The organism is Deltaproteobacteria bacterium HGW-Deltaproteobacteria-2 (genome assembly GCA_002840505.1).
Classification (GTDB): domain Bacteria; phylum Desulfobacterota; class Syntrophia; order Syntrophales; family Smithellaceae; genus Smithella.
The window spans coordinates 174388-199739 of the sequence record PHBC01000003.1 but is presented as its reverse complement, the minus strand read 5'-3'; the positions used below and the strand labels follow the sequence as shown (position 1 = coordinate 199739).

Here is a 25352-nt window from a genome sequence, read left to right as displayed (position 1 = left end):
ATAGGCCAGTAGCTCTAATGGATAGAGCGCCGGACTCCAAATCCGGATGCTGGGGGTTCAAGTCCCTCCTGGCCTGCCACTTTTCTTGATACTAAGGATTTTCAGTATGGAAGAAATAAAAGAAAAAGTAAAAGTAACAATAGAAAAAGTAACACAATTTCTAAAAGAAGCTAAGGTGGAACTTAAAAAGGTTACTTGGCCTACCCCTAAGCAGGCTATGGCGTCTACAGCAGTCGTAATAATTTTAGTTTTTATAGTTGCGATTATTTTGGGCATAATTGATTTTGCGCTCGCTAAAACAGTTAAATTTATATTAGGTTAAAAAATGGCTTTTAAATGGTATGTTGTTCATACCTATTCCGGGTATGAGAACAAGGTAAAGATGAGTCTTCAAGAAAGAATTGAACTGTCTGGAACCCAGGCTTTCTTTTCCGATATTCTTATTCCTGAAGAAGATGTTGTAGAATTGATTTCAGGGGAAAAGAAAAATTCCAAACGTAAGTTTTTTCCGGGATATATTCTTGTCCGCATGGAAATGACGGATGATACCTGGCATATTGTTAAAGATACTCCTAAAGTTACCGGTTTTATTGGCACTAAAGATAAGCCTTCACCTATACCGGACAAAGATGTGGAAAACCTGAAGTTCAGGATTGATGAAGGAACGCTAAAGCCAAAGCCCAAATTCAAATTCGATGTTGGTGATCATGTGAAAATTATTGATGGTCCGTTTACCAATTTTGATGGGGTTATTGATGAATTGAAACCTGAAAAAAGCAAGCTAAGAGTTATCGTGAGTATTTTTGGTCGACCTACACCGGTGGAATTGGATTTCATTCAGGTAACTCAGGGATAATATTTTAATAAAAAAGCAAAATAAGTATAAAAAATATTCAGATCAGGGTGATTTAAAATGGCAAAAAAAATTATTGCAAATATAAAATTGCAAATCAAGGCGGGCAAAGCGACTCCTTCACCTCCTATCGGTCCGGCATTGGGACAGCACGGCGTTAATATTATGGAATTTTGCAAAGCCTATAATGCTATGACGCAGAGTCAGGAAGGTATGATTATTCCTGTCGTGATTACCGTTTATGCGGACAGGTCTTTTACATTTATAACAAAGACACCTCCGGTATCCGTGCTGCTTAAACAGGCGGCAAAAATTGCCAAAGGAGCCAGCGATCCGAAGAGGGAAAAAGTTGGCACGGTTACGGCAGGACAAGTGAAAGAAATTGCCGAATTAAAGTTTAAAGATTTAAATGCCGTGAATATTGAAGGTGCTATAAAGACAATTTCAGGCACTGCAAGGTCAATGGGAATTGAAATTACAGGTTAATAAATTACGAGGTTTTATTATGTTAAAAAGAGGCAAACGTATATTGGCAGCAAAAGCGAAAGTTGAACCGGGCAAACGATACTCGCTTCAAGAAGCTACAGAAATAGTTGTATCAGCGGCTGGCACCAAATTTGATGAAACTGTGGATGCTGCCGTTCGTTTAGGTGTTAATCCTGCTCATGCCGATCAGATGGTGCGGGGAAGTGTGGTTCTGCCTAATGGCTTGGGAAAAACAGTAAGAGTTTTGGTCTTTGCCAAAGGAGAAAAGGAGAAAGAAGCTCTGGACGCTGGCGCGGATTTAGTCGGTAATGATGATATTCTTGAAAAGATTAAAGGCGGCTGGATGGAATTTGATCGTGTTATCGCGACTCCGGATATGATGGGTTCCGTGGGAAAGATCGGTAAAATTTTAGGTCCGCGCGGATTAATGCCCAATCCAAAGGTGGGAACCGTGACTTTTGAAGTGGCTAATGCGGTGAAGGAATTGAAGGCCGGGAAGGTGGAATTCCGCGTGGAAAAAGCGGGGATAGTTCACTCTCCAGTTGGGAAAGTATCTTTTGGTGCCGAAAAATTAAGAGAAAATGTCAGCGCTTTGCTGGAAACCATTATTAAATTGAAACCGGCGTCAAGCAAAGGAACCTATATTAAAAGCATTTCTATTTCCAGTACAATGGGTGTGGGCGTGAAAATTGATCCTCTCGATATAAAAGCTGCGGTTTAATGGAGAAAAATTAAGTTTGTTATAATAATTAAGGTCGAAGACAGCAGGTACAGAAGTTTAAACGAAAAAAGGCCTGCCGAGACTCGTATGATGAAAATAGTTGCTTTATTTTTCAAGGTAAACAATTTTTGGAAAACGGGAATCGGAATTTGGGCAAGGTTACCGTTTTTTCGTTCTGTATGTGGCTAGATTCTCCGGCCTCAAGAAAATAAAATAATTTTGAAAGGAGGCGGATAGATTGGATCGGGGAACGAAAGAGCAAATTGTATCTGAATTACATAAGAAACTCAAAGAAGCCAAATTAGGCGTTCTGACCAGCTTTAGCGGAATGAATGTCGAGAAAATGGAAGCTCTAAGAAATGCGTTGCGCAAGTCCGATGCTGAATGGAAGGTTGTGAAAAACACTCTTTTGAGGATTGCTTCAAAAGAAACCGATTTCAGTATACTTGACGATCATTTCAAATGGCCTGTTGCAGTTGTTTTGGGCTATAAAGACCCGGTGGGACCGACTAAAATTCTGATTGATTTTGCGAAGAAAAATCCGGAATTGGAAATCAAAGTTGGACTGCTGGATAGAAAGTCTTTAACTAAGAGCGATCTTACTGTTTTGGCTGAATTACCCAGTAAAGAGGTTCTCTTGGGTAAATTAGTTTCGGTAATGGCAGCGGTACCGACATCGTTCGTGACCGTTTTAAGTGGCGTTCCGAGAAGCTTTGTGCAAGTGCTCAATGCCTATTGTGATAAGAAAAAAACTTTAAATTAATTAAAACATACAGAGAGGAATAGAAAAAATGTCAGAAATTACTAAAGACGATGTAGTCAAATTTATTGAAGGAATGACAGTATTGGAGCTTTCTGCTCTGGTAAAAGAATTGGAAGAAAAATTCGGCGTTTCCGCAGCCGCTCCGATGATGGCTGTTGCTGCTGCTGGTGGCGCCGCTCCTGCCGCTGCTGCTGAAGAGCAGACTGAATTCAACGCCATTCTGACCGGATTTGGCGCGGAAAAGATTCAAGTAATCAAAGTTGTTCGTGCTATCACCAACTTGGGATTGAAAGAAGCAAAAGATTTGGTGGAAGGTGTGCCAAAAGCCATTAAAGAAGGCGTTTCCAAAGACGAAGCCGCAGACATTAAGAAGAAAATTGAAGAAGTCGGCGGGACCGTGGAGATTAAGTAACATAATCTCTAATATATTATTTTATTTAAGGATGCTATGGGTGACTTTAGAAAATATTTTGGTCAGGCAAAGAAAATACTGGATATACCGAATCTAATTGAAATCCAGACACAATCTTATGAAAAATTCCTCCAAAAGGAAATAGCGCCGGTAAAAAGGGGCAACTTTGGTTTGCAGGGTGCTTTTAAGAGCGTTTTTCCCTTTTCGGACTTTAGTGGGAAGTGTTCTCTGGAGTTTGTCAGTTATAGACTCGGTGATGTCCGGTATGATGTGAAGGAGTGTATCCAGAAAGGCATGACCTATGCCGCTCCTTTGAAAATTGTGGTTAGGCTGGTTGTTTTTGATGTAGATCGCCCTGCTGAAGGAAAAAGCGGCAAGGAAACATCTGAAACAAAGCAGATCCGTGACATTAAAGAGCAGGAAATTTACTTTGGTGAAATTCCGCTGATGACTGAAAATGGCACTTTTATCATTAACGGAACGGAACGGGTTATTGTTAGCCAACTTCACCGTTCGCCCGGCATCTTTTTTGATCATGACAAGGGTAAAACTGTTGCCAGCGGCAAGCTGATTTATTCGGCAAGGGTAATTCCAATTCGTGGTTCCTGGCTGGATTTGGAATTTGATTCTAAAGACATCCTCTATGTCAGAATAGACCGCCGCAGAAAAATGCCTGTCACAATATTATTGAAAGCGCTGGGTAATTCGTCGGAATTTATTTTAAATTATTTCTACAGCATTGATAAAATTATCGTTGAAGATAAAAAGATTTATTTTGCTGTTGACGATTCTCTTTTTGGTCAGAAAGCTCCTGAAGATATCAAAGATCCCAAGAGCGCTGAAATAATCGTCAAAAAGGGGCGTAAGCTAAATAAGCCTCTTTTAAAAAGAATAATGGATGCAGGCATTAAACGTGTTGCAGTTAGTGAAACGGAGCTTGCCGGGAAGATCCCTTCGTCGGACATCCGTGATCCTAAAACAGGAGACATCGTTTTCCGCTGCAACGAGGAATTGCCCTTAAACTGGTTGGAATTAGCCCGGGAGAAGGGTGTTAAAGAGTTAAATCTTATCCATCTTGATGAAGATATGGATAACGCGTCCATCAGGGATACTTTATTGATGGATCGCATTGATAGTAATGAAGACGCGATAATGGAAATATATCGCCGGTTGCGTCCCAGCAATCCTCCAACTCCGGAAACGGCGGAAAAATTTTTCCAAAGCCTTTTCTTTGAAACGGAAACTTATGACTTGTCCAATGTCGGTCGCGCCAAGATGAATTACAAATTACGTATGAATGTGCCGACGGATGTTACCACGTTGCGTAATGAGGACATTCTGTCAGCGGTAAAATATTTGATTGATTTGAAAAATTCTGTTGGGGATTGTAGTGTCGATGATATTGACCATTTAGGAAACCGTCGGGTACGATCTGTTGGTGAGCTTATTGAAAACCAGTACCGTATTGGTTTGGTGCGCATGGAACGGGCAATAAAAGAAAAAATGAGTTTGCAGGATATCGAAACAATGATGCCGCACGACCTGATTAACGCTAAACCCGTTTCGGCCGTTGTTAACGAATTTTTTAATTCCAGCCAGCTTTCACAGTTCATGGATCAGACCAATCCTCTTTCTGAAATTACGCACAAAAGACGATTGTCTGCACTCGGTCCAGGCGGCTTGACCAGGGAGCGGGCCGGATTTGAAGTTCGAGACGTCCATCCCACTCATTACGGGCGTATTTGCCCGATAGAAACACCGGAAGGACCTAATATCGGGTTGATTGTATCTCTTAGCACTTATGCGAGAGTTAATGAATTTGGTTTTATTGAAACACCCTATAGGATGGTGGAAAATGGCCGTGTATCAGATGACGTTCGTTTTATAACAGCAATTGAAGAAGAAAATCAAATTGTTGCTTCGGCGGACCGTCCTGTGGATAAACATGACAAATTTGTAGAAGAGCTGATATCCGTTAGAAAAGGTGGCGATTTTATTTCGGTTATGCCGGAACAAATTAAGATGATGGACGTTTCGCCTACCCAGCTGGTCAGTGTCGCGGCGGCGTTAATTCCGTTTCTGGAACACGATGACGCCAATCGCGCACTCATGGGGTCAAATATGCAGAGACAATCTGTCCCTTTGATGAGCCCCGAAGTTCCGGTGGTAGGTACAGGCATAGAATCGGTTGTTGCCCGTGATTCCGGAGCTGTTGTTGTTGCCAGACGGCCTGGTGTTGTGGAAAATGTTGATGCATCGAGGATTATTGTCCGGGCTGACCGTCCTGAAGAAGACGGCATTGACAGCGGTGTTGATATCTATAATTTAGCTAAATACCAGCGCTCCAATCAAGACACTTGTTTTAACCAGAAACCTATAGTCAATGTGGGTGATCGCCTGCATAAAAAAGATATATTGGCTGACGGACCTGCAATTGATAACGGAGAATTGGCGCTGGGACGGAATGTTATGGTTGCTTTCATGTCCTGGGGCGGTTACAACTATGAAGATTCTATTCTGGTCAGTGAACGAATAGTTAAAGAAGATATTTTTACATCCATTCACATTGAAGAATTTGAAACCATGTCCCGTGATACCAAGCTGGGCAAGGAAGAAATTACGCGTGACATTCCCAATGTCGGCGAAGAAGTTCTGAAAAATCTGGATGAAAGCGGTATAGTCTGTATTGGCGTTTCCGTGAAGCCGGGCGATATTCTTGTCGGCAAAATCACTCCCAAGGGAGAGACTCAATTATCTGCTGAAGAAAAACTTCTGCGGGCTATTTTTGGCGAAAAAGCCAGTGATGTGAGAGACACGTCTTTACGTGTGCCCCCAGGTGTTGAAGGGACAGTCATTGACGCCAAGATATTTACAAGAAAAGGCGCAGAAAGTGACTCGCGTTCGCAAGCGATCGAAGCAGATGCTATTGAGCAAATAACCAAAGACAGGGATGATGAAATCCGTATTCTGACAGAAGCAGTTAAGAAGGATATTACAAAACTTGTTATCGGAAAAACAGCGGCAACGAAAATAACCGATACTAAAAAGAAAGTAATTTTAAAGAAAGGCGACAAAATCACGAAAGAGATTTGGGCGGATTTACCTTTCTCCAGCTGGAAAGAAATCACCATTGCTGAAAACGATGGTTCGGAAGAAAAGATAACTAATATGATTGCTTCTCTGGAGAGAAAAATCGATTTTGTCCATGCTCATTTTGCGGAAAAAATGGAGAAGATTAAAGCCAGTGATGAACTTCCTACCGGTGTTATTAAAATGGTCAAAGTTTATGTTGCCATTAAGCGAAAACTTTCCGTAGGTGACAAGATGGCAGGAAGGCACGGCAACAAAGGTGTTCTGTCGAGAATTTTGCCGGAAGAAGATATGCCTTATTTTGCTGACGGAACTCCTGTGGACATTGTTTTGAATCCCCTGGGTGTTCCCTCGCGAATGAATGTTGGACAGATTCTGGAAACTCATCTTGGATGGGCGGCAAAATCGATAGGCGAGAGTTTGAATGAACTGTGGAAGAAGAATTCCAATTTAAACAATATTAAAAACGAATTGAAAAAAGTTTATTCTTCTCCTGATTTTGACAAATTTATTGATCAGGCTTCTGTCGAAGAAATCAAAAGATTTGCGGGACGTTTGAAAAAAGGAATGCTTGTGGCCACTCCTGTTTTCGACGGATGTTCCGAAGAACAAATAAGGGAAATGTTAAGAAAAGCCGATCTGCCGGAAACCGGCCAATCCATTCTTTTTGACGGAAGAACCGGTGAACCGTTTGATCAGGAAGTAACAGTGGGAATTATTTACATGATGAAGCTGCACCATCTGGTTGATAATAAAATTCATGCGCGTTCCATCGGTCCCTATTCACTGGTAACCCAGCAGCCGTTGGGCGGTAAAGCTCAATTCGGTGGTCAGAGATTGGGCGAAATGGAAGTGTGGGCAATGGAGGCATACGGTGCTGCTTACGCGTTGCAGGAATTTCTAACGGTAAAATCCGATGATGTGGCAGGACGAACAAGAATTTACGAATCTATTGTAAAAGGTGAGCATACATTTGAGTCTGGTCTGCCGGAATCCTTTAATGTGCTTGTTAAAGAACTCCAGGGCCTTGGATTAGACGTGGAATTAGTTGAAGAAGCCGACGAACTGAGCTGATAAAGCCAGCTAATTGAAGTTGACCGAATAAAAAAAATTAATTTCAAATGACTATTTAATAGTACAGGAGAAAATCAGTGGAAGACGTTTTCAGTTATTTTGAAAAACCAAAAAATCAAATCAAATTCAATGCGATGAAAATTTCCATCGCTTCGCCGGACAAAATACTTTCCTGGTCACGTGGCGAAGTAAAAAAACCGGAAACAATTAACTACCGGACATTTAAACCGGAAAAAGACGGGCTTTTTTGCGCAAAGATTTTTGGGCCGGTGAAAGATTACGAATGCCTTTGCGGGCGTTATAAGCGAATGAAACATCGTGGAGTAGTGTGTGAAAAGTGCGGCGTAGAAGTCATTCAATCCAAGGTTCGCCGCGAACGTATGGGTCACATTACCCTGGCAACTCCGGTGGCTCATATTTGGTTTTTAAAGAGTCTTCCGAGTCGCATCGGCAATGCGGTTGATTTGCTTTTGAGGGATCTGGAAAAGGTTCTTTATTTTGAATCCTGGATCGTTCTTGATCCCAAAGACACACCTTTGAAGAAAAAAGAGTTACTGACGGATGAAGAATACGATGAAGCCAGAGAACAATATGGTCAAAATGGTTTTGTTGCCGGAATTGGCGCCGAAGCGATAAGACAATTGCTGGAAGAGATTGATTTAGAGAAGCTCTACGAAGAACTGCGCACGGAAATTGTTACTTCCTTTTCCGATACAAAGAAGAAAAAACTGATTAAAAGATTGAAGGTTGTGGAAGCCTTGCGTAAGTCCGGAAATAAGCCGGAATGGATGATATTAACAATTCTGCCGGTTATCCCGCCTGATTTACGGCCCCTGGTTCCTCTGGATGGCGGCCGCTTTGCCACATCTGACCTTAATGATTTATATCGGCGGGTTATTAACAGGAATAACCGCTTGAAACGTCTACAGGAATTAAACGCACCGGAAATAATTATCCGTAATGAAAAACGGATGCTTCAGGAAGCGGTAGATGTTTTGTTTGATAACGGCCGACGGGGAAGAGCTATCACAGGTACCAACAAAAGACCCCTGCGCTCTTTATCGGATATGTTGAAGGGTAAGCAGGGTCGTTTCCGCCAGAACCTGCTGGGCAAACGTGTTGATTATTCGGGGCGTTCCGTTGTCACGGTTGGGCCTGATTTACGGCTTCATCAGTGCGGTTTGCCCAAGAAAATGGCCATCGAACTGTTTAAACCTTTTATCTATAATCGTCTGCTGGAAAAGGGATATGTCACCACGGTCAAGAGCGCCAAGAAGATGGTGGAAAAGGAAACGTCTGAAGTCTGGGATGCACTCGATGAAGTGGTACGCGAATACCCGGTCATTCTGAACCGCGCTCCGACGCTGCATCGTTTGGGTATGCAAGCTTTTGAGCCGGTGTTGATTGAAGGCAAGGCCATTCAACTTCATCCGCTGGTTTGCACAGCGTTCAATGCGGACTTTGACGGTGATCAAATGGCGGTCCATGTTCCACTTTCTATTGAAGCTCAAACAGAAGCCCGTGTGCTCATGATGTCTACTAATAATATTCTTTCTCCGGCCAACGGTAGTCCGATTATCATCCCCAGCCAGGATATCGTTTTGGGTATTTATTATCTTACGAGAGCCAAAACCGGAGTAAAAGGTGAGGGGATGGTTTTTGCCGGTCCAGATGAAGTTCGCTCAGCCATTGATTCCATTGCGATTGATTTGCATGCGCGCATTAAGGTGCGCATTAATTCAGAGCTGAAGGAAACCACAGCGGGAAGAATAATACTTTCGGAAATAGTTCCTCCGGAAATTGATTTCGATATGGTCAACAAGTTAATGAATAAAAAGGAACTGACCAACCTGATTGATTATTGTTATCGTTTATGCGGCGATAAGACAACGATTCTTTTGTGCGATAGGCTCAAGGATTTGGGCTTTAAATATGCCACTATTTCCGGACTTTCATTTGCCGTAGGCAACATGATTATTCCGGAACAAAAGAAAAAAATTGTTCTGCAGGCCGACAAAGATGTTTTTAAGATACAAAGACAATATATGGACGGCTTGATTACTGACGGTGAACGTTACAATAAGGTTGTGGATATCTGGGCGCAGGCTACAGAAAAAATAGCATCTGAAATGCTCAAAGGTATCAGCACCGAAGAAGTCGCTGCCGCTGATGGAAAGAAACGTAAAATTGAAAGTTTTAATCCTATTTACATGATGGCCGATTCCGGCGCTCGCGGTTCAGGACAACAGCTCCGGCAGTTGGCCGGTATGCGCGGACTGATGGCTAAACCGTCCGGTGAAATTATTGAAACGCCTATTACAGCTAATTTCCGCGAAGGCTTAACAGTTCTTCAGTACTTTATTTCTACACATGGCGCCCGTAAAGGTTTGGCTGATACCGCATTAAAGACTGCCAATTCCGGTTATCTGACCAGAAGGCTGGTTGATGTTGCTCAAGACTGCATTATTACAGAGCATGATTGCGAAACAGTTGATGGCGTCTATGTTTCCGCGCTGATGGAGGGCGGTGAAATTATTGAAACTGCCGGCGAGCGCGTTTTGGGAAGAGTAGCCCTGCAGGAAATCAAAGATCCTTTTACCGGTGAAGTGATAGTGAAGGCCAATGAGGAAATTGACGAGACTCTCGCTGAAAAGGTAGACAATGCGGGTATTGAAAAGATAAATATAAGATCGGTTTTGACCTGTCGTTCCAAACACGGAGTTTGCGCGATGTGTTACGGACGTGATCTGGCTCACGGCCACTTGGTCAACATTGGTGAAGCGGTTGGTATTGTTGCCGCTCAATCCATTGGTGAACCGGGAACACAGCTGACCATGAGAACCTTCCACATCGGTGGTACTGCTAAATTTGATGAGCATTCCACACTGGAAGCGCGTCATGATGGTGTAATTAAGTTTGTTAATTTAAATACAGTGAAGACCAGAGAAAATGATTTCGTTGTAATGAGACGTCATGGTGAAGTCCATGTTTTGGATGAGCAAAATCGTAGTCGTGGGAAATACATCTTGCCGTATGGAGCGCATTTGAAGGTGAGTGAAAATAGCCCTGTTAAAAAAGGGCAATTAATTGCCGAATGGGATCCTTTCTCTATACCTATTTTGGCTGAAGTGGATGGAACAATTAAATATGGGGACATTACCGAAGGAAAAACGATGCAGGAACAGGTTGATGAAGTTACCGGTTTGTCTCGTAAAATTATTATCGAATTTAAAGGCGGAGATTTAAGGCCGCGAGTTTCCATCAAGGATAATAAAGGGAAGACAGTCAAGCTTGCCGATACGAATTCTGAAGCCCGTTATCTCCTGGCGGTAGGAGTTAACCTGGTTGTTTCTGACGGTGATCAAGTTCGTGCCGGGGATATCATCGCGAAAATCCCGCGTGAAACAACCAAAACCAAGGATATCACAGGTGGTTTGCCTCGTGTCGCCGAACTCTTTGAAGCCCGGAAGCCTAAGGATTTTGCTGTTATCAGCGAGATTAAAGGTGTTGTCTCTTATGGTAAAGATGCCAAGGGTAAGCGCAAAATAATTGTAACTCCGGAAATTGGAGAGGAAAAGGAATACCTTATTCCCAAGGGTAAGCATATAAGTGTTCAGGAAGGCGAACACGTTATACCGGGTGATGCTTTGATGTCCGGCGTAAACAATCCCCATGACCTTTTAGCGATCAAGGGAGAAAAGGAACTGGCCAGATATCTGGTTGATGAAGTGCAGGAAGTTTACCGTCTGCAAGGTGTTAAAATTAACGATAAACACATGGAAGTAATTGTTCGTCAAATGCTTCGCAGGGTTAAAGTGAGTGAGCCTGGCGACACTACCTTTATCGCCGATGAAAAAGTTGAACGTTACCGCTTCCAGAAAGAAAACGAGAGGGTTGTTGCTCAGGGTGGACGTCCTGCCATAGGAGAACCGATGCTTCTCGGTATTACTAAAGCATCGCTCAGTACTCAGAGTTTTATTTCTGCTGCTTCATTCCAGGAAACTACCAAAGTACTTACGGAAGCCTCGCTGTCAGGTAAAATCGATTATTTAAGAGGGCTTAAAGAAAATGTTATTATGGGCAGATTAATAACGGCAGGTACCGGTTTAGTGATGTACAGAAAGCTGGGTATTAAGGTTGTGAATGATAATCCTGAAGTGGCGGTAGAATAAATTCAATAAAATTCAGAAAAGGCTTGACATATATAATCTTAGTTGATAGACAGCGCTGATTTGCTGCTATTAGCAAAATGACTGCGGAGATTTAGTTTAGGAGGAAAATGCCGACGATAAGTCAGTTGATTCGAAAAGGCCGAATCAAAGTACAAAAGAAAACAAATACACCGGCTCTGGCGGGTTCGCCTCAGAGGCGCGGTGTTTGCGTCAGAGTATATACTACGACACCCAAAAAGCCGAATTCAGCTTTGCGGAAAGTGGCCAGGATTCGTCTTACAAGCGGTTATGAAGTTACTTCTTACATTCCGGGTATCGGTCACAATCTTCAGGAGCATTCTGTTGTCCTGGTGCGCGGAGGCAGAGTTAAAGATTTGCCAGGTGTCAGATATCATGTAATCAGAGGCACGCTTGATACAGTGGGAGTGCAGGATCGCAAACAGGGTAGATCAAAGTACGGTGCGAAAAAGCCAAGTTAAACGGAGATAATTAAATGCCGAGAAGACGGGAAATAGAAAAAAGAGACATTTTGCCCGATCCCAAGTTTAATAACAAACTTGTAGCAAGATTTGTTAATTCTTTATTGAAAAGAGGCAAAAAGAGCGTTGCGGAAAGTATTCTTTACGGATCTTTCGATATTATCGAAAAGAGATTAAAGGAACAACCTGTTGAGCTTTTCGAAAAGGCTCTCAATAACGTGAAGCCGGTAATTGAAGTGAAATCAAGACGTGTCGGCGGTTCCACTTATCAGGTGCCGACGGAAGTTGTACCGGCCAGACGTACCGCGTTGGCGATTCGCTGGTTGATATCCAACGCTCAGGAACGCACGGAAAAAACCATGCGTGAGAAACTGGCCGCTGAATTGATAGATGCCGCTAATAATCGTGGCGGAGCGATCAAGAAAAAAGAAGCTGTGCATAAGATGGCTGAAGCGAATAAAGCTTTTGCCCATTATAAATTTTAATCAAGGAATAATACTTACTCGATAATGAGGATTAACCATTCAAAGTTAAGGAGGTAAATTGACATGGCAAAGAAAAAATTTGAAAGGACTAAGCCGCATTTAAATATTGGAACAATCGGTCACGTGGATCATGGAAAAACCACATTAACGGCCGCCATTACCAAATATCTGGCGAAAAAAGGTTTTGCGGAATTCCGAGCCTTTGATTCTATTGATAACGCACCGGAAGAAAAAGAACGCGGCGTTACCATCAATATCTCCCATGTGGAATATGAAACAGAGAAAAGACATTACGCTCACGTTGACTGTCCGGGCCACGCCGACTATATTAAAAACATGATTTCCGGCGCCGCTCATATGGACGGAACGATTCTGGTTGTGGCCGCCTCTGATGGTCCAATGCCTCAGACACGAGAGCATATCCTCCTTGCCCGTCAGGTGCAGGTTCCTTACGTTGTCGTTTTTCTCAATAAAGTAGATCTGGTTGATGATCCCGAACTTTTGGATTTGGTCGAACTGGAATTAAGAGAACTTTTGACTGCATATGAATTCCCCGGTGATGATATTCCCATCATTCGTGGTTCAGCCCTCAAAGCGCTGGAAGCCGAAGATATCAATTCTCCCGATGTGAAATGCATCTCCGAACTGATGGACGCCGTGGATAATTATATTCCCGAACCGAAACGCGATACCGATAAACCTTTCCTGATGCCGGTTGGTGACGTTTTCACGATTTCCGGTCGTGGTACCGTTGTTACGGGTAGAGTGGACAGAGGTATTGTCAAGGTTGGTGAAGAAGTTGAAATAATCGGAATCAGACCAACCATCAAGACAGTTGTTACGGGTGTGGAAATGTTCCGTAAAACCCTTGATGAAGGCCGTGCCGGCGATGATGTCGGTTTATTGATTCGCGGTATCAAACGTGAAGAAGTGGAAAGAGGCCAGGTTGTGGCAAAACCCGGTTCCATTACTCCTCATACAAAATTTGAAGCTGCCGTTTACGTTTTAACCAAGGAAGAAGGTGGCAGACACACACCATTCTTTACAGGCTATCGCCCACAGTTTTACTTCCGTACGACGGACGTAACCGGTGTGGCAAATCTTCCTGAAGGTATAGAAATGGTCATGCCCGGTGATAATGTCAAAATGAGCATTGAATTAATTATGCCCATTGCAATGGAAGAGCAACTGAGATTCGCTATTCGCGAGGGTGGGAGAACTGTAGGCGCTGGAGTCGTAAGCAAGGTTATTGAATAGAAACAAGGAATAGGTTATTTGATCAATGAAAGAACAAAAGATTAGAATTCGTCTCAAAGCTTACGATTATAAACTTTTAGATCGTTCTGTAGAAGAAATAGTGGAAACGGCAAAAAGAACCGGTGCGCGTGTTGCAGGTCCTATCCCTATTCCTACCGAAATCAATAAGTATTGCGTAAATCGTTCCCCGCATGTGGACAAGAAATCTCGCGAACAGTTTGAAATCAGAACACATAAAAGATTAATAGATATAGTCGGACCTACTCAAGCCACAGTTGACGCTTTGATGAAACTGGATCTATCGGCCGGAGTTGACGTAGAAATAAAAGCGTAGGCGAATTTTCCAGTGTGGGAAGATGGTATCGAATCATTGCCATTCTTCAAAATGAAGATAATGGGATTAATATTTATTCAAAAGTTGGAAAGTTAGATGAGCAAGGGAATAATTGGAAAAAAATTAGGAATGACCCAAGTGTTTGCAGAAGACGGATCAACAGTCGGTGTAACTGCGATTGAGGTGGAGCCATCTGTTGTTGTGCAGATAAAAACAAAAGATAAAGATGGATATGATGCCATTCAACTTGGTTACGGCAGGATCAAACAGAAAAACGTGACTAAACCATTGCAGGGTCATTTTAATAAAGCTAATAAAGGGTTTTTCCGTAATTTGAAGGAATTTCAAGCGACATCGGAAAAATATGAAGCGGGACAGGAGATTACGGCGGACATTTTTCAAACCGGTGATTTTGTCGATGTTGTCGGAACATCAAAAGGAAAAGGATTTCAGGGCGTTGTTAAAAGACACGGCTTTGGCGGTGGTAGGGCCACGCATGGTTCCATGCATCATCGGGCGCCGGGTTCCATTGGCGCCAGTGCCGATCCATCGCGCGTATTTAAGGGTACAAAAATGGGTGGCCAAATGGGTAATGTCCGTAAGACCATCCAGAATATACAAGTATGGCAGGTTCGTCCCGATAGAAATTTGCTTTTACTAAAAGGATCAATTCCCGGCAGTAAAAACGGACTAATATTAATTAAAAAAGCAAAGAAAAAAAGTGCTTAAGTGACAACTGGAGTTATGAACATGGCAGTTGCGGATGTTTTTGATATTGAGAATAAAAAAGTTGCTCAGGTTGATTTGAATGACGCTGTGTTTGGCGCCGAAGTCAATGAGGCTATTATATACGATGTGGTTAAAATGCAGTTGGCATCACGCCGTTCCGGTACTGCTTCCACTAAAACCAGGAGTGATGTAAGCGGCGGCGGGAAAAAACCTTGGCGACAGAAAGGAACGGGTAGGGCAAGAGCTGGAAGTTCCAGATCGCCTATTTGGAGAAGCGGTGGAACGGTTTTCGGTCCGCATCCCCGGGATTATTCTTATAGTGTGCCCAAGAAAGTGCGTAAGAAGGCCTTGATATCTGCTTTGAGTCTGAAATTTAAAGAGAACAAGATGTTAATACTGAAAGACTTTCCCATGGAAAAAATCAGTACACGCGTATTTAAAAACGTAGTTGATCTCTTTAGTCTCAAAAAAGCTCTTTTTGTTCTGGCTGATAATAATGAGGTTTTGCTGAAATCATCGCGAAATATAAAAAACATTAAGATGATCAGATCGGAGGGTATTAATGTTTATGATATTCTTAATCATGAGCATTTGATCCTTCTTGAACCCTCTGTAAAAAAAATTGAGGGAGCATTGTTAGCATAATGGAAGTACATCAAGTTATAAAAAAAATAGTAATTACAGAAAAAAGCACTACGGCGCGGGAAGAATCGAATAAATATTTTTTCGAAGTCGATCGCAAAGCAAATAAAGTTGAAATCAGCAAAGCAGTGGAGAAACTATTTAAAGTCAAAGTTGCTGATGTCCGTGTTATAAACGTTTTAGGAAAAAAGAAGAGAATGGGCCGGATTGTGGGGCAAAAGAGTTCCTGGAAAAAAGCGATTGTAACCCTCGCCGCCGGCAATCGTATTGAAATTGCCGAAGGCGTATAAGAAATAGTTTAAGGATTAAGCTAATGGGAATTATCAAGTATAAACCAACATCACCGGGCAGAAGATTTCAGAGTGTTTCTGATTTTGCAGAGATTACTTCTTCTGAACCGGTAAAAAGCCTGTTGAAACCGTTGAAGAGGACAGGTGGTCGCAATTGCCATGGTAGAATTACATCCCGGTTTATTGGCGGTGGTCATAAACGTAAATATCGAGTGATAGATTTTTGCCGTAACAAAGCCGATATACCGGCCAAGGTTGCTGCAATCGAATATGACCCCAACAGATCTGCAAGAATCGCTTTGCTCAATTACCGTGATGGTGAAAAAAGATACATTGTCGCTCCAGCGCAGATCAATGTGGGAGATGTTCTGGTCAGCGGTGATAAAGCTGATATTAAACCGGGTAATGCCGTTCCGTTGAAATATATTCCTTTGGGATCGTTGATTCATAATGTTGAATTAAAGGTTGGTCGCGGCGGACAATTGATCAGATCAGCCGGAGCGTATGGTCAGCTAATGGCCAAAGAAGGAAGTTATGCTCAAGTACGGCTTCCGTCGGGAGAAGTGCGCAAAGTATTTATTGAGTGCATGGCAACAATTGGACAAGTGGGAAACAACGAACATGAAAACATTAGTCTCGGTAAAGCCGGACGAAAGCGGTGGTTAGGGAAAAAGCCGCATAATCGCGGTGTCGTAATGAACCCGGTTGATCATCCGATGGGCGGTGGAGAAGGTAAGTCGTCAGGTGGCCGACATCCATGCACACCATGGGGTGTTCCGACAAAGGGTCATAAAACACGAAAAAATAAGAATACTGATAAATACATTGTTAAGAGAAGGGGTTAAAAAGCGTGGCACGTTCGATCAAAAAAGGTCCATATATTGAAGAAAGGTTGTTGACCAGGATCAGGAAAATGGAAGCAGAGGGCAACAAAAATGTAATTAAGACCTGGTCACGTCGTTCAACTATAACTCCGGAACTAATTGGCTATACCTTTGCAGTGCATAACGGGAAAAAATTCATTCCGGTCTATGTGACAGAGAATATGGTGGGACATAAATTAGGTGAGTTTGCGCCGACAAGAATCTTTTATTCGCATTCGGGTGATCGGAAGACTAAAGTCCGCGCTTAAGTGCTTAAATGCGGATAAGTTTGGGGTTGAGAGAAATGGAAGTCAAAGCAGTTGTAAAATATGTAAGAATGTCGCCGCAGAAAGTAAGGCTTGTGGCTGATGTGATAAGAGGGAAAAAGGTGCAGGAAGCACGTAATATTCTTCTTTATACAAGAAAATACGCGGCGGGCATAATTGCCAACGTTTTAAAATCAGCTGTTGCCAATGCGGCCCAGAATCCTAACATTGACGAAAATATTCTTTACATAAAGGAAATTTTCGTGGATCAAGGACCGGCATTAAAGCGTTGGCGGGCTGCTGCGCAAGGAAAGGCGTCGCCAATTAAAAAGAAAAGTTCACATATTACAGTTATTTTGGACGAAATGTAAGGAGGATTACATTGGGTCAGAAAGTTAACCCTGTAGGATTACGATTAGGCTACATTAAAAAGTGGCAATCAGTATGGTTCGCCAATAAAAAATATAGCGAAATGTTGCATGAAGATTTGCAGATTAGAAAGTATCTTAAGAAAAAGCTTTATCATGCAGGGATTTCTAAAATTGAGATTGAACGGGCAGCTAATAAAGCCAAGGTAAATATTTATTCCGCCAGGCCTGGTGTAATCATCGGGAAAAAAGGTTCAGAAATCGAAAAGCTGAAAGCTGAAATCGAGAAGTTTTCGCAGGCAGAAATTATCATTAATATTCTAGAAGTACGTAAGCCGGAAGTGGATGCCCAACTTGTTGCGGAAAATGTTGCCATGCAGTTAGAAAAAAGAGTCGCGTTTCGTCGCGCGATGAAAAAATGTGTCGGTTATGCTTTAAAATTTGGTGCCAAGGGAATAAAAATAGCCTGCTCCGGAAGATTAGGCGGTGCGGAAATGTCACGGTCGGAATGGTATCGTGAAGGCCGTGTGCCATTGCATACTTTGCGCGCGGATATTGATTATGGATTTACCGAAGCACATACTGCTTACGGATTGATAGGTGTTAAGGTTTTTATTTTCCATGGAGAAATTTTACCGACGAAGAATGAAAAATAATATTCTTCTTGCCTGCGGAAGACAGAATCACGTAGTGGGGAACAACGGGAGTTTTAGCTTATGTTAATGCCGAAAAGGGTAAAATATAGAAAGTTGCAAAAGGGCCGAATGGGCGGAAAAGCAACAAGAGGAAGCTCTATAGCTTTTGGTGAATATGGATTGCAGGCGGCAGAATGCGGTTGGATTACTGCCAGACAGATTGAAGCCGCACGTATTGCAATGACTCGTCATGTTAAACGTGGCGGTAAAATCTGGATCAGAGTATTTCCTCATAAATCAGTGACGAAAAAACCAGCTGAAACCCGTATGGGTAAGGGGAAAGGTGCTCCTGAAGGATGGGTAGCAGTGGTTAAACCCGGTTCAGTTCTTTATGAAATGGAAGGTGTAACCAGAGAAGTGGCCAAAGAAGCATTCCGCCTAGCGGCGCATAAATTATCTATTGCTACCAAGTTTTTATCAAGGGAGATATCTGATGAAAATTAAAGAAATCAGAGCTCTTGATATCAACGAGCTCAAACAAAAGACTGCTGAATTAAAGGAAGAGCTTTTTCGCTTGAATATTAGACATGCATCCGGACAGTTGGAATCAACTGCGGTGTTGGGGCGCTTCCGTAAAGACATTGCCCGCATTAAGACGGTACTGAAGGAAAAGGAGGGGGGCAATTAAACATGGCTGAGAGAGGGAATAAACGTACTATTAAGGGCGTGGTTGTAAGTGGTAAAATGGATAAAACAATTGTGGTTAAAACGGAACATTTAGTGAAACATCCTGTTTTCCATAAATACGTGCGTAAACATGTTAAATACAAGGCCCATGATGAGCAAAACCAGTGTAAAGTGGGAGATATCGTTATGATTATTGAAACGCGACCACTGAGCAAAGAAAAACGCTGGCGGATGCTGGAAATTTTGGAAAAAGCGAAATAGATAAATTAACTTGTCTTAAACAAGTAGTTTGATGGGGTTTTTTTATGATTCAGATGCAGACAGTACTAAATGTTGCGGATAATTCCGGTGCCAAGAAAGTTGCTTGCATTAAAGTGCTTGGTGGATCGAAACGGCGTTATGCAAGCTTGGGTGATGTTATCGTGGTTTCGGTAAAAGAAGCAATTCCGAATTCCAAGGTTAAAAAAGGCGATGTGATGAAGGCGGTTATTGTACGTACTGTCAAAGAAGTAAAAAGGCCAGATGGTTCTTATTTGAAGTTTGATGACAATTCGGCGGTTTTAATTTCCAACCAGTTGGAACCCATTGGAACAAGAATTTTTGGACCTGTTGCTCGTGAATTGAGAGCCAAACAGTTTATGAAAATTATATCTCTGGCTCCGGAAGTTTTGTAAAAATGTTTTGCAGAGGAATAAAATGAGCTTAAGCAAATTTAGAAAAGGGGATACTGTTAAAATTCTTGCCGGTAAAGATAAAGGCAAGACAGGTAAAGTATTGACGATTATTCCCGAGAAGAACAGAATAGTAATAGAGAAAGTTAATTTGATTAAAAAGCATAAGAGACCTGATCAAAAAGGTAAGGGTGGTATTGTAGAAAAAGAGGGATCGGTTCATTTATCCAAAGTTGGTTTGTTGTGCAACAAATGCAATACAACTGTCAGGATAAAAAGTAAGGTCCTTGAAGATGGTAAAAAGGTACGTTTGTGCAGCAAATGCAATGATGTAATAAATGTGGGTTAAAGGAAAATGGCAAGATTAAAGGATTATTATTCAAAAACAGTAGTTCCTGCTCTGATTAAAAAGTTTAATTACAAAAATCCGATGCAAGTGCCTAAGATGGAAAAAATAGTCATCAATATGGGGCTTGGCGAAGCCATTCAAAACATAAAGATTATTGATGGTGCTGTGCAGGAGTTGGCAGCTATTACCGGGCAAAAACCGGTAGTAAATAAGGCAAAGAAATCCATAGCGACGTTTAAGTTAAGGCAGGGCATGCCCATAGGTTGTTCAGTTACCTTGAGAAAAAACAATATGTATGAGTTTTTTGATCGCCTGGTTAATGCCGCTCTGCCCAAGGTAAGAGATTTTCGCGGTATATCACCCAATGCTTTTGACGGCCGGGGTAATTTTTCCATTGGTTTGCAGGAGCAAACTATTTTCCCTGAGATTGAATATGATAAAGTGGAAAAAGTTAAAGGAATGAACATCACCATCGTGACTACGGCAAGAACAGATGCCGAAGCCAGGATTTTACTAGAGCTGATGGGTGTACCTTTTAAGCGTTAAATAAGGAAGTTCCGGAGGAATTTAGTGTGGCAAAAAATTCATTAATTGCAAAGTCAAAAAGAAAAATGAAATTTTCGGTTAGAGAATACAACCGCTGCCCGCTTTGCGGACGGCCGCGAGCATATTACAGAAAATTTGACATGTGCCGAATCTGTTTGCGTAAACTTTCCCTGCAGGGAGAACTTCCCGGGGTAATAAAATCGAGCTGGTAACTTTAGTTTAAGGAGAAACAACATGGGGATGACCGATCCTATTGCCGATATGTTAACTAGAATTAGAAACGCAAATAAAGCTCGTTTTAAAACAGTTAATGTTAATATGTCCCAGATGAACATTAATATTGCCAAAGTATTAAAGAAGTCGGGATACATCAATAATTACGACAAGGTAAAAAATGAAAAGGGACAGCAGATGCTGGAAATAGTTCTTAAATATCCTGATGCCAAGCGTACTGTGATTACAAATATCAAAAGAGTTAGTAAGCCGGGGCGGAGGGTTTATGTTGCTTCTGACAGCATCCCTAAAGTTTTAAATGGTTTTGGAATTTCTATTCTCTCAACTTCAAACGGTGTTATTACTGACGCGGAAGCCAGAGAATTGAGGGTTGGTGGAGAAGTTCTTTGTAACGTTTGGTAATAATGGCATTAATCAGGAGCATTTTTTCATGTCGAGAATAGGTAAGAAACCGATAACATTTCCCAAAAATGTTAAAATCAGCCAAAGTGCTGATATAGTTAAAGTGGAAGGACCCAAAGGAACTCTTTCTTCTAAATTGCCGGAAGGAATTACTGTGGCAATAGGCGAAGGAAATATTGTGGTGGAAAGAAAATCGGAAGAAATAAGTGCACGGGCATATCATGGTTTAGCCAGAACCTTAATCGGAAACATGGTTCAGGGCGTCAGCGCCGGTTTTGAAAAAAAACTGGAAATATCAGGAGTCGGGTATCGTGCTGAACTTAGTGGAAACAGCTTGAAATTTATTTTAGGTTTTTCTTCTCCGGTAGAATACGATATTCCCAAGGGAATAGAAATTAAGTTGGACAAACAGGTTAATATAGTCGTCTCCGGGATTGATAAACAATTGGTGGGTCGGGTTGCAGCGGAAATAAGGTCATTGAAAAAACCGGAGCCTTACAAGGGTAAAGGCATTAAGTATGCTGACGAGTATATTAAACGTAAAGCTGGTAAATCGGCTGAGCGTGCTTAATTAAGTAAAAAATTATATTGCCATAAAGAGGTGGAACATTGGCTTCCAAAAAGACATTAAAAGTTAGGAAAAAGAGAGAAAAAAGAATAAGAGGCAAAATTACCGGAACACAGGAAAAGCCTCGTCTTTCCGTATTTCGGAGTGAAAAGCATATTTATGCCCAAGCCATTAACGACACACAGGCAAGTACCCTGGCAACGGCATCTACTTTGTGCAAAGAATTAGCCTCAAAGATTAAAGGCAAGAAAAAAGTAGATGTAGCAAAAGAAGTGGGCAAGTTGATCGCGGAGAGATTAAAAGCTCTGGGTGTTGAAAAAGTGATTTTTGATAGGGGAAGATTTCTTTATCATGGCCGTGTGAAGGCGTTAGCCGACGCTGCCCGGGAAAATGGTCTTAAATTTTAAATTTTATTAAATAAAAAAGATAATAAAGGAAAAATCTTTGGATAAGAAAGAAATGAAAGAAGTGGAACTCCTGGACAGAGTTGTTGCCATTAACAGGACGGCAAAAGTAGTCAAAGGTGGCAGAAGGTTCCGTTTTAGTGCCATCGTGGTTGTCGGCGATGGCAATGGAATGATCGGAACAGGATTAGGTAAAGCTCATGAGGTGCCGGAAGCTATTCGCAAGGGAATGGATATGGCTAAAAAAAATATGGTGAAAGTTGCCGTTTTAGCAAAGACGATTCCTTATGAAGTGATAGGTCGCTCCGGTGCTGGAAAAGTTTTATTAAAACCGGCATCCGCGGGTACTGGTTTGATTGCTGGAGGTGCTGTAAGAGCGGTATTGGAAGTTGCCGGTGTCCATAATATTTTGACGAAATGTCTTGGATCTCATAATCCTCATAATTTGGTCAAAGCAACTCTTGATGGCCTTTGCCAGTTAAGAGATCCAGCGGAAATTGCTACGCAAAGAGGCAAATAGTCGTATCAATATATTCGATGAGGTAACTTAAAGTGGCTAAAATGTTAAAAATTAAAAAAATAAGAAGTGTGATCGGCCGTCCTGAAAAACAAAGAAAGATTTTAAAGGGAATGGGTCTGAACAAATTAAATAGCACTGTAACTTTAGTTGATACCCCGCAGGTTCGCGGCATGGTAAATAAGGTTATACATTTAGTTTCTATGGAAGAGTCAGAGGAATAGTATATGGATTTGAGTACGCTTAGGGCTCCGGCCGGTGCAACGAAAAAGAGAAAACGGGTGGGGCGTGGTGATGCATCCGGGCAGGGTGGAACATCCGGAAAAGGCGATAAGGGACAAAAAGCCCGTTCCGGTGGAAAGGTAAGAGCCGGATTTGAAGGCGGGCAAATGCCGATGGCTCGTAGATTACCGAAGCGTGGTTTCCGTAATCCTTTCCGTGAAAGATTCGTCGCAGTAAATCTTACTGATTTGTGTCGAAAGTTTAGCAAAGGCGCAGTTATTGATGAAACAGCTCTTTTGAACAGCGGTATTGTAAAGAAAAAAGGCGATAAAATAAAAATCCTGGCTAAAGGCGAAATTGATTTTCCTGTAACTATAAAAATAGCCAAAATTAGTAAAGCCGCGAAAGATAAAATTACCGTCGCCGGCGGTTCAATAGAAGAGGTAATATAATTTGTTAGAAGGGCTGGGCAGCGTATCCAAGGTTCCTGAACTGCAGAGAAGAGTTTTGTTTACAATTCTTCTTCTTGCTGTTTATCGTATTGGTGTATATATTCCGACACCGGGAATTGATAATGTCGCTTTATTAGCTTATTTTGAACATGCCAAGGGTTCATTATTTGGCTTGATGGACATGTTTGCCGGTGGTGCTTTTAGTAATTTTTCTATTTTTGCTTTGGGCATTATGCCCTATATTAGCGCTTCAATTATTTTGCAGTTGCTAACTATTGCTGTCCCTCATTTGGAAAGGCTTTCTAAAGAAGGAGAAAGCGGACGGCGCAAAATTACACAATATACCCGTTACGGAACAGTTCTTTTAAGTATGATCCAGGGGCTTGGGATTGCTTACGGTTTACAACAAATGGCTGGTCCCTCAGGAGCTCCAATTGTTTTGCAGTCGGGTTGGTCTTTTATAATTATGACAGTTATCACCTTAACTTCAGGTACAGCTTTCATCATGTGGCTTGGTGAAACGATTACGGAAAAAGGAATTGGTAACGGTATATCTTTGATAATTTTTGCCGGTATTGTTTGTCGCATGCCTGCGGCAATCGGCAACACCTTCAGGTTGGCAACTGCCGGTGAGCTGGGTGTGCTGGTTATATTATTGATTACAGTGCTGATGATAGCCGTTGTCGGCGGTATTGTTTTTGTTGAGGCTGGACAACGCCGTATTCCGGTGCAATATGCAAAAAGAATAGTTGGCCGTAAAATGTACGGTGGTCAGACCACTCATTTACCTTTGAAGGTCAATACGTCGGGAGTTATTCCTCCGATTTTTGCTTCTTCGGTGATAATGTTTCCGGCAACCATTGCTAATTTTGCTCAGGAAGGCTGGATAAAAAATATTGCTGGGTATCTGGTCCCGGGCAGACTTGGTTATGAAGTTCTTTATGTAGCGTTTATATTTTTCTTCTGCTTTTTTTATACGGCCGTAACTTTTAAACCGGATGATGTTGCTGAGAATATGAAAAAATTTGGCGGTTATGTCCCTGGAATAAGACCAGGTAAAAAAACTGCTGAATACATCGAAAATGTATTGGAGAAACTTACTTTTAGCGGGGCTATTTACGTTTCCATCGTTTGCGTTTTGCCCAGCGTTTTAATTACTCAGTTAAATGTTCCTTTTTATTTTGGCGGTACGGCGCTTTTGATTGTTGTCGGTGTCGCTATGGATACGGCGAGTCAGATTGAGTCGCATCTGCTTACAAGGCAATATGAAGGATTCATGAAAAAAGGACATATTGCTCGCAGGAGATAGCGGAAGATTATCATGGTAATTCTGAAGCTTCCGGATGAAATTGAAAAAGCGAGAACAAGTAATCGTATTGTTGCCGAGGTTTTAAACAGGCTTAGAGAAAAAGTAAAACCGGGTGTAAGGACAAGGGAGCTGGATAAACTTGCCGCGGAAATTGCGGATAAAAGAGGCGCAAAACCAGCTTTTAAAGGTTACAATGGTTATCCTTACGCTCTTTGTGTGTCGGTAAATGAAGTTGTCGTGCATGGCATGCCGTCAGAGAGGATCCTTGAAGAAGGCGACATTGTAGGACTTGATTTCGGGGTTTGCTATCAGGGTTTCTTCGGTGATGCCGCCATAACGTTGCCTTTAGGCAGGGTGACACAGAAAGCTTCAAGGCTTATGCAGGTCACCGAACAGAGTTTATACGCGGGTATAGAGCAAGCTAAGGCTGGCAACAGATTGGGAGACATATCCGCCGCGGTGCAGGATTTAGTGGAGGCGGCAGGTTATTCAGTAGTGCGGGATTTTGTCGGCCATGGAATAGGTAAAAGTCTGCATGAAGAACCGCAAATTCCCAATTTTGGCAAAAAAGGGCGCGGGATTGAACTGAAAAGCGGAATGATTTTGGCTATTGAGCCGATGGTCAACGAAGGAAACTATAAGGTAGAAATATTACCTGACGGTTGGACGGTAGTTACAAAAGATGGAAGTTTATCGGCTCATTTTGAACACTCGATAGCAATTACTGATAACGGACCGGAGATTTTAAGTAAATAGAATTAAATTTAAGCTTAATTGAAACTGGTTGTAAGTTTTTATATAGGAATGTAGATAATAAAATATGGCCAAAGAGGAAGCAATTGAAGTTGAAGGTCGGGTTCTTGAACCGCTACCCAATGCCATGTTCCGTGTGGAGCTTGAAAATGGGCATAAGGTTTTAGCTCATATTTCGGGTAAAATGCGTATGCATTTTATCAAAATACTTCCGGGGGACAAAGTTACGGTAGAACTTTCACCTTATGATTTAACCCGGGGCCGGATTACTTACAGGACGAAATAAAATTTTTTTTACTGAGAATAAGGAGTTGAAATC

At 42.0% G+C, this 25352-nt stretch carries 35 protein-coding genes and 1 tRNA gene; all 36 read left to right on the top strand.

Features of this window, described 5'->3' with window-relative positions; all coding sequences use genetic code 11:
• Positions 1-2: 2 nt before the first annotated feature.
• The 36 genes from CVU62_07885 to CVU62_07710 all read left to right on the top strand — a co-directional run bounded on the left by CVU62_07885 (position 3) and on the right by CVU62_07710 (position 25319).
• Positions 3-79: transfer RNA gene (locus tag CVU62_07885), tRNA-Trp, on the top strand.
• A gap of 27 nt (positions 80-106) precedes the next feature.
• Positions 107-322: a preprotein translocase subunit SecE gene (locus tag CVU62_07880; protein ID PKN37641.1), complete on the top strand. Its 216-nt coding sequence runs from the start codon at positions 107-109 to the stop codon at positions 320-322.
• A 3-nt stretch (positions 323-325) separates the two neighbouring features.
• Positions 326-856 carry a transcription termination/antitermination protein NusG gene (locus tag CVU62_07875; protein PKN37640.1) on the top strand — a complete coding sequence of 177 codons (531 nt, stop codon included), beginning with the start codon at positions 326-328 and terminating at the stop codon, positions 854-856.
• A 57-nt stretch (positions 857-913) separates the two neighbouring features.
• Positions 914-1339 (top strand): 50S ribosomal protein L11, encoded by a 426-nt coding sequence (gene rplK / locus CVU62_07870; GenBank protein PKN37639.1) that lies wholly within the window; start codon positions 914-916, stop codon positions 1337-1339.
• Between the two features lie 19 nt (positions 1340-1358).
• On the top strand, positions 1359-2060 hold the full coding sequence (locus CVU62_07865; GenBank protein ID PKN37638.1) for a 50S ribosomal protein L1: 702 nt from the start codon (positions 1359-1361) through the stop codon (positions 2058-2060).
• Between the two features lie 238 nt (positions 2061-2298).
• Positions 2299-2823 carry a 50S ribosomal protein L10 gene (rplJ, locus tag CVU62_07860; protein ID PKN37637.1) on the top strand — a complete coding sequence of 175 codons (525 nt, stop codon included), beginning with the start codon at positions 2299-2301 and terminating at the stop codon, positions 2821-2823.
• 28 nt (positions 2824-2851) lie between these two features.
• Positions 2852-3235, top strand: coding sequence for a 50S ribosomal protein L7/L12 (locus CVU62_07855; GenBank protein ID PKN37636.1), 384 nt, complete (start codon positions 2852-2854; stop codon positions 3233-3235).
• Between the two features lie 36 nt (positions 3236-3271).
• The gene (gene rpoB / locus CVU62_07850) at positions 3272-7399 is read left to right on the top strand and encodes a DNA-directed RNA polymerase subunit beta (GenBank protein PKN37635.1); all 4128 of its coding nucleotides are present in this window, start codon (positions 3272-3274) and stop codon (positions 7397-7399) included.
• Between the two features lie 77 nt (positions 7400-7476).
• Positions 7477-11571, top strand: a complete 4095-nt coding sequence (rpoC, locus tag CVU62_07845; GenBank protein PKN37634.1) for a DNA-directed RNA polymerase subunit beta' — start codon at positions 7477-7479, stop codon at positions 11569-11571.
• Positions 11572-11678: 107 nt separating this feature from the next.
• Complete coding sequence (locus tag CVU62_07840; protein ID PKN37633.1) at positions 11679-12050, top strand: 30S ribosomal protein S12; 372 nt, start codon at positions 11679-11681, stop codon at positions 12048-12050.
• Between the two features lie 14 nt (positions 12051-12064).
• Entirely contained in the window at positions 12065-12535 is a 471-nt protein-coding gene (locus tag CVU62_07835) for a 30S ribosomal protein S7 (GenBank protein PKN37632.1), read from the top strand.
• Positions 12536-12598: 63 nt separating this feature from the next.
• Complete coding sequence (tuf, locus tag CVU62_07830) at positions 12599-13792, top strand: elongation factor Tu (GenBank protein PKN37631.1); 1194 nt, start codon at positions 12599-12601, stop codon at positions 13790-13792.
• 25 nt (positions 13793-13817) lie between these two features.
• Complete coding sequence (locus CVU62_07825) at positions 13818-14126, top strand: 30S ribosomal protein S10 (protein ID PKN37630.1); 309 nt, start codon at positions 13818-13820, stop codon at positions 14124-14126.
• Between the two features lie 96 nt (positions 14127-14222).
• Positions 14223-14855 (top strand): 50S ribosomal protein L3, encoded by a 633-nt coding sequence (locus tag CVU62_07820; GenBank protein ID PKN37629.1) that lies wholly within the window; start codon positions 14223-14225, stop codon positions 14853-14855.
• A 21-nt stretch (positions 14856-14876) separates the two neighbouring features.
• Entirely contained in the window at positions 14877-15500 is a 624-nt protein-coding gene (locus tag CVU62_07815; protein PKN37628.1) for a 50S ribosomal protein L4, read from the top strand.
• A complete protein-coding gene (locus CVU62_07810; protein PKN37627.1) occupies positions 15500-15787 on the top strand; it encodes a 50S ribosomal protein L23 in 288 nt (95 codons plus the stop codon). The genes CVU62_07815 and CVU62_07810 overlap by 1 nt, the downstream gene beginning before the upstream one ends.
• Positions 15788-15810: 23 nt before the next feature.
• Positions 15811-16632, top strand: a complete 822-nt coding sequence (locus CVU62_07805) for a 50S ribosomal protein L2 (GenBank protein ID PKN37626.1) — start codon at positions 15811-15813, stop codon at positions 16630-16632.
• Positions 16633-16637: 5 nt separating this feature from the next.
• Positions 16638-16919: a 30S ribosomal protein S19 gene (locus CVU62_07800; protein ID PKN37625.1), complete on the top strand. Its 282-nt coding sequence runs from the start codon at positions 16638-16640 to the stop codon at positions 16917-16919.
• A 35-nt stretch (positions 16920-16954) separates the two neighbouring features.
• Entirely contained in the window at positions 16955-17287 is a 333-nt protein-coding gene (locus CVU62_07795; GenBank protein PKN37624.1) for a 50S ribosomal protein L22, read from the top strand.
• An 11-nt stretch (positions 17288-17298) separates the two neighbouring features.
• Entirely contained in the window at positions 17299-17940 is a 642-nt protein-coding gene (locus CVU62_07790; protein PKN37623.1) for a 30S ribosomal protein S3, read from the top strand.
• 60 nt (positions 17941-18000) lie between these two features.
• On the top strand, positions 18001-18423 hold the full coding sequence (locus tag CVU62_07785; GenBank protein ID PKN37622.1) for a 50S ribosomal protein L16: 423 nt from the start codon (positions 18001-18003) through the stop codon (positions 18421-18423).
• Positions 18413-18607 carry a 50S ribosomal protein L29 gene (locus CVU62_07780; GenBank protein PKN37621.1) on the top strand — a complete coding sequence of 65 codons (195 nt, stop codon included), beginning with the start codon at positions 18413-18415 and terminating at the stop codon, positions 18605-18607. Before CVU62_07785 ends, CVU62_07780 begins: the two co-directional genes overlap by 11 nt.
• 2 nt (positions 18608-18609) lie before the next feature.
• Complete coding sequence (rpsQ, locus tag CVU62_07775; GenBank protein ID PKN37620.1) at positions 18610-18867, top strand: 30S ribosomal protein S17; 258 nt, start codon at positions 18610-18612, stop codon at positions 18865-18867.
• 44 nt (positions 18868-18911) lie between these two features.
• A complete protein-coding gene (locus CVU62_07770) occupies positions 18912-19280 on the top strand; it encodes a 50S ribosomal protein L14 (GenBank protein PKN37619.1) in 369 nt (122 codons plus the stop codon).
• Positions 19281-19302: 22 nt separating this feature from the next.
• A complete protein-coding gene (locus CVU62_07765; protein PKN37618.1) occupies positions 19303-19626 on the top strand; it encodes a 50S ribosomal protein L24 in 324 nt (107 codons plus the stop codon).
• A gap of 6 nt (positions 19627-19632) precedes the next feature.
• Entirely contained in the window at positions 19633-20172 is a 540-nt protein-coding gene (locus CVU62_07760) for a 50S ribosomal protein L5 (GenBank protein PKN37617.1), read from the top strand.
• 26 nt (positions 20173-20198) lie between these two features.
• Entirely contained in the window at positions 20199-20384 is a 186-nt protein-coding gene (locus CVU62_07755; protein ID PKN37616.1) for a type Z 30S ribosomal protein S14, read from the top strand.
• Between the two features lie 22 nt (positions 20385-20406).
• The gene (locus CVU62_07750) at positions 20407-20808 is read left to right on the top strand and encodes a 30S ribosomal protein S8 (protein PKN37615.1); all 402 of its coding nucleotides are present in this window, start codon (positions 20407-20409) and stop codon (positions 20806-20808) included.
• 28 nt (positions 20809-20836) lie between these two features.
• Positions 20837-21379, top strand: a complete 543-nt coding sequence (locus CVU62_07745; GenBank protein PKN37614.1) for a 50S ribosomal protein L6 — start codon at positions 20837-20839, stop codon at positions 21377-21379.
• Positions 21380-21417: 38 nt separating this feature from the next.
• On the top strand, positions 21418-21783 hold the full coding sequence (locus CVU62_07740; GenBank protein ID PKN37613.1) for a 50S ribosomal protein L18: 366 nt from the start codon (positions 21418-21420) through the stop codon (positions 21781-21783).
• Between the two features lie 52 nt (positions 21784-21835).
• On the top strand, positions 21836-22300 hold the full coding sequence (locus CVU62_07735) for a 30S ribosomal protein S5 (GenBank protein PKN38051.1): 465 nt from the start codon (positions 21836-21838) through the stop codon (positions 22298-22300).
• Positions 22301-22332: 32 nt separating this feature from the next.
• Positions 22333-22521 carry a 50S ribosomal protein L30 gene (locus CVU62_07730; GenBank protein ID PKN37612.1) on the top strand — a complete coding sequence of 63 codons (189 nt, stop codon included), beginning with the start codon at positions 22333-22335 and terminating at the stop codon, positions 22519-22521.
• 3 nt (positions 22522-22524) lie between these two features.
• Complete coding sequence (locus tag CVU62_07725) at positions 22525-22971, top strand: 50S ribosomal protein L15 (protein PKN37611.1); 447 nt, start codon at positions 22525-22527, stop codon at positions 22969-22971.
• A 1-nt stretch (position 22972) separates the two neighbouring features.
• Entirely contained in the window at positions 22973-24280 is a 1308-nt protein-coding gene (locus CVU62_07720; protein ID PKN37610.1) for a preprotein translocase subunit SecY, read from the top strand.
• Between the two features lie 12 nt (positions 24281-24292).
• Complete coding sequence (map, locus tag CVU62_07715) at positions 24293-25036, top strand: type I methionyl aminopeptidase (GenBank protein ID PKN37609.1); 744 nt, start codon at positions 24293-24295, stop codon at positions 25034-25036.
• A 64-nt stretch (positions 25037-25100) separates the two neighbouring features.
• Positions 25101-25319, top strand: coding sequence for a translation initiation factor IF-1 (locus CVU62_07710; protein PKN37608.1), 219 nt, complete (start codon positions 25101-25103; stop codon positions 25317-25319).
• Positions 25320-25352: the final 33 nt, after the last annotated feature.

Bases quoted from the DNA above. Each gene is read 5' to 3' on its own strand.
- CVU62_07880 (PKN37641.1), top strand. From the start codon at position 107: ATGGAAGAAATAAAAGAAAAAGTAAAAGTAACAATAGAAAAAGTAACA.
- CVU62_07875 (PKN37640.1), top strand. From the start codon at position 326: ATGGCTTTTAAATGGTATGTTGTTCATACCTATTCCGGGTATGAGAAC.
- rplK (PKN37639.1), top strand. From the start codon at position 914: ATGGCAAAAAAAATTATTGCAAATATAAAATTGCAAATCAAGGCGGGC.
- CVU62_07865 (PKN37638.1), top strand. From the start codon at position 1,359: ATGTTAAAAAGAGGCAAACGTATATTGGCAGCAAAAGCGAAAGTTGAA.
- CVU62_07855 (PKN37636.1), top strand. From the start codon at position 2,852: ATGTCAGAAATTACTAAAGACGATGTAGTCAAATTTATTGAAGGAATG.
- rpoB (PKN37635.1), top strand. From the start codon at position 3,272: ATGGGTGACTTTAGAAAATATTTTGGTCAGGCAAAGAAAATACTGGAT.
- CVU62_07840 (PKN37633.1), top strand. From the start codon at position 11,679: ATGCCGACGATAAGTCAGTTGATTCGAAAAGGCCGAATCAAAGTACAA.
- CVU62_07835 (PKN37632.1), top strand. From the start codon at position 12,065: ATGCCGAGAAGACGGGAAATAGAAAAAAGAGACATTTTGCCCGATCCC.
- tuf (PKN37631.1), top strand. From the start codon at position 12,599: ATGGCAAAGAAAAAATTTGAAAGGACTAAGCCGCATTTAAATATTGGA.
- CVU62_07825 (PKN37630.1), top strand. From the start codon at position 13,818: ATGAAAGAACAAAAGATTAGAATTCGTCTCAAAGCTTACGATTATAAA.
- CVU62_07820 (PKN37629.1), top strand. From the start codon at position 14,223: ATGAGCAAGGGAATAATTGGAAAAAAATTAGGAATGACCCAAGTGTTT.
- CVU62_07815 (PKN37628.1), top strand. From the start codon at position 14,877: ATGGCAGTTGCGGATGTTTTTGATATTGAGAATAAAAAAGTTGCTCAG.
- CVU62_07810 (PKN37627.1), top strand. From the start codon at position 15,500: ATGGAAGTACATCAAGTTATAAAAAAAATAGTAATTACAGAAAAAAGC.
- CVU62_07805 (PKN37626.1), top strand. From the start codon at position 15,811: ATGGGAATTATCAAGTATAAACCAACATCACCGGGCAGAAGATTTCAG.
- CVU62_07795 (PKN37624.1), top strand. From the start codon at position 16,955: ATGGAAGTCAAAGCAGTTGTAAAATATGTAAGAATGTCGCCGCAGAAA.
- CVU62_07785 (PKN37622.1), top strand. From the start codon at position 18,001: ATGTTAATGCCGAAAAGGGTAAAATATAGAAAGTTGCAAAAGGGCCGA.
- CVU62_07780 (PKN37621.1), top strand. From the start codon at position 18,413: ATGAAAATTAAAGAAATCAGAGCTCTTGATATCAACGAGCTCAAACAA.
- rpsQ (PKN37620.1), top strand. From the start codon at position 18,610: ATGGCTGAGAGAGGGAATAAACGTACTATTAAGGGCGTGGTTGTAAGT.
- CVU62_07770 (PKN37619.1), top strand. From the start codon at position 18,912: ATGATTCAGATGCAGACAGTACTAAATGTTGCGGATAATTCCGGTGCC.
- CVU62_07765 (PKN37618.1), top strand. From the start codon at position 19,303: ATGAGCTTAAGCAAATTTAGAAAAGGGGATACTGTTAAAATTCTTGCC.
- CVU62_07760 (PKN37617.1), top strand. From the start codon at position 19,633: ATGGCAAGATTAAAGGATTATTATTCAAAAACAGTAGTTCCTGCTCTG.
- CVU62_07750 (PKN37615.1), top strand. From the start codon at position 20,407: ATGGGGATGACCGATCCTATTGCCGATATGTTAACTAGAATTAGAAAC.
- CVU62_07745 (PKN37614.1), top strand. From the start codon at position 20,837: ATGTCGAGAATAGGTAAGAAACCGATAACATTTCCCAAAAATGTTAAA.
- CVU62_07735 (PKN38051.1), top strand. From the start codon at position 21,836: ATGAAAGAAGTGGAACTCCTGGACAGAGTTGTTGCCATTAACAGGACG.
- CVU62_07725 (PKN37611.1), top strand. From the start codon at position 22,525: ATGGATTTGAGTACGCTTAGGGCTCCGGCCGGTGCAACGAAAAAGAGA.
- map (PKN37609.1), top strand. From the start codon at position 24,293: ATGGTAATTCTGAAGCTTCCGGATGAAATTGAAAAAGCGAGAACAAGT.
- CVU62_07710 (PKN37608.1), top strand. From the start codon at position 25,101: ATGGCCAAAGAGGAAGCAATTGAAGTTGAAGGTCGGGTTCTTGAACCG.